Raw genomic sequence first — 2,627 nt, 5'->3', positions numbered from 1 at the left:
TCAGCCCCTGGATGCGCCAGGTGTAGAGTTGGCGGGGCCGGATGCGGAGGTATTCGCAGGCTTCGAGGTCGGTCAAAAGCCGGTCGGCACGGCGGTCGGAATCAGGTTGCTTGGACATGCCACCGGCCGCGTGTCAACTTGCGTGGGCTGCAGAGGGGTGGATTTCATTGCGTAATGAACCTTCCGGCGGGGAAATCCGTGAACGTTCACAAGTTTCCGGGGGCGGGGGAATTTTCTTTGCGCAAAGAGATTTGGGCACGACGAGCCGGGGACGGGCCTCCGGCACCCGGTCAAATGTCGTTCCGTAACGACAATTCAGGGCCGGACGAACTGGCGAGGTAGGGCCGGGTTTTCATACCGGGATGAAAAGCGGGCCTCCGCCAGCCTGGATCCGGCAGGGTTTCTTGGTTCGCGCCAGAATTTCTTCCCGGGAAGACACTGTCCCGACGTCGGGACATGTCGCCCCCTGCGGTGCATCCTCCGTTATTTTTCTGCACGCGCAGAAAATCTCGGTCCGAGCGGGAGATTCCTTCCCGGGCAGACATGGTAGGCCCCACGAAAAGGTGTGACCGGCCACACGATTTTTCCGCACGCGCAGAAATTTTCCGCTCGAGCGGAGGTTCTTGGCGCCCAGAAAATGTGTGAGCGGTCACACAATTCGAAGGCTCCGGCCCAGTTGTCCTGCCGGCAGGACAAGCTTCCCGGGGATTCGCACGGCAATTGTCATGTCGGCATGACAATCTGGGGCAGCATTGACTGTCGTAAATCTACTTACGGAAGTAGATTCTGGCGCTCCAAGGCCCGTCAAAGCCTGCTGCCCGTCTCGTGGCGCCACGAGGTTTCTCGGCGGGTTCCGGCACCGCGTCGATTTTCCTGACGGCAGGAAGTTTCGTTACGAAACGAAAATGTTGGTGCGCACCAACAGCCGCCGGCGAGACGCGGCGAGGGGCTGCTGCAATTTTGTTTCCGTAAACAAAACTCGCCTCGGGCACTGGCGGGGCGGCCTGTCCCGGGATGACAAGGCGGCGGATCGGCCTGAGGGAGCGGCAATTGTTTGCGCGGGCAAACAATCTCCCATCGGGCTGCCGAAGTAGGATTGTCTGTGCGCAAAGACAATCGGGCACTGGGTCTGGAACGGCGGGCGACCAGCCGAAACGTGTCAACGTCTACACGTTTCGTGAGCTGGGGGACCGAGGACCAGAGCTGGAATTGTTTATTCGCATGAACAATTCGAGTGCCTCCTTCGTCGTGGCGCCACGACAATCCTTCCAGGTGAGAATCCTTGCAACGCTGGCACAATCAGCCTGCTCGGATGCAGGAGGTGGGCGGCGCAATTGTCTGGCCGGCAAGACAATTGCCACCTTGTCGTTCCGGAACGTCAGATCAGGGGGGCAGTCGGCGGCTCCGCGGAGCGCAAAATCTGCGGAGTAGTCGTTCTGTTGACGGAACGACTACGGGAACCTCGCGGAGGGCCGAATGTTGACCCGGATCAACAGAGCGGCGCCGTCGCAAAGTGTGGTCGTTTGGTTGACCAAACGTCTGGAATTCCATGGGCCTGGGTTGTGGCGGCCCAATTCTCGTCGCGTAACGAGAATTCCTCCTGCCGGCAGGAGATTTTTTGGCCGGCCATAAATCCGGGTTTGTTAGTTCGATATAACAATCTCCGGACGTCACCCCGCCTTCCGCCGGTGCGCTTCGATGGCCCGCCGGATCCTCTCCCGGATCGGCCAAGGGAGTTCCTTCGGCACCCAGCCCTCCGGCGGCGTGATGGCAAACCACGCCTTCGCCGAACCCTCGTCGACCACCGCTCGGTAGTGGCGGAAGATCATCTTCGGGGAATTGCCGGCCTCCAGAGCCGTCCGGGCGACGTCCCCTGTCTCCGCTACCCGGTAGCTGATGAACGAGTGTCTGAGCCCATTCTGACGCCATCCGCCCGGGATCCCGGCTTTCACGGCCACGTCGCCGAGCGCCCCGGAGGAATCCTGGATCGGGACGACCGGCCCCTGCTCGTCGCGCCACGGGGCGAGCCATGCCTTGAGGTTCTCGCTGAGCGGCACCAACCGGCGGGCCCGGTTCTTGGCGATCCGGCCGGAGATCTCGATGTGGCCCCGGTCCCACTTGATGTCCTCCCACCGCAGCTTGCAGATCTCGGCGTTGCGGATCCCGGTGAAGGCCCCGATCGCCATCAGCGGGAGGATCCGTGCGTGGGCTGCCAGCAGGAGCTTCTCCATCTCCTCCGGCGTGAAGATCTCGATCTCCTTCTCCGGCACCTTGAAGGTCTCGCTGAGCTCGGCCGCCGTCTTCCGATCCGGGTCGATGTAGCCCTGCTTCTTGGCGAACGAGAACATCGTCACGATCGTCCGCCGCAGGCAGTTCTTCGAGACCGGTGCCAGCGTGGTGAGGCTGGTCAGGAACCCGTTGATATCGGCCACCGTGATCTCGGAGATCTGTCCGGGCAGACGTTTCGTGAAGCGCTTGAGGTTCTGGCGGCAGGAGTTCACGTAGGCTTGGCTGACCCCGCTCGCGGCGCGGGAGGCGACGAACTCCTCGGCGACCTCGGCGGTGGTGCGGGAAGGGAAGTTGTTCTGCTGGGCTTCGGCGTGACCTTTGACCGCCTCGCACAGGGG

The 2,627-nt window shown here is 62.1% G+C and carries 1 protein-coding gene; it reads right to left on the bottom strand.

All coding sequences use genetic code 11. The annotated features are described in order from the left end of the window. Positions 1-1,670: 1,670 nt before the first annotated feature. Positions 1,671-2,627 (bottom strand): tyrosine-type recombinase/integrase (locus tag ACG2LG_RS23670; RefSeq protein WP_396263310.1); only part of this gene is annotated, 957 nt, incomplete at its 5' end.

This window comes from Haloferula sp. A504, from assembly GCF_044385805.1.
In the GTDB taxonomy this organism is placed as follows: domain Bacteria; phylum Verrucomicrobiota; class Verrucomicrobiia; order Verrucomicrobiales; family Akkermansiaceae; genus Haloferula.
This window is presented reverse-complemented; position numbering and strand designations above follow the sequence as displayed.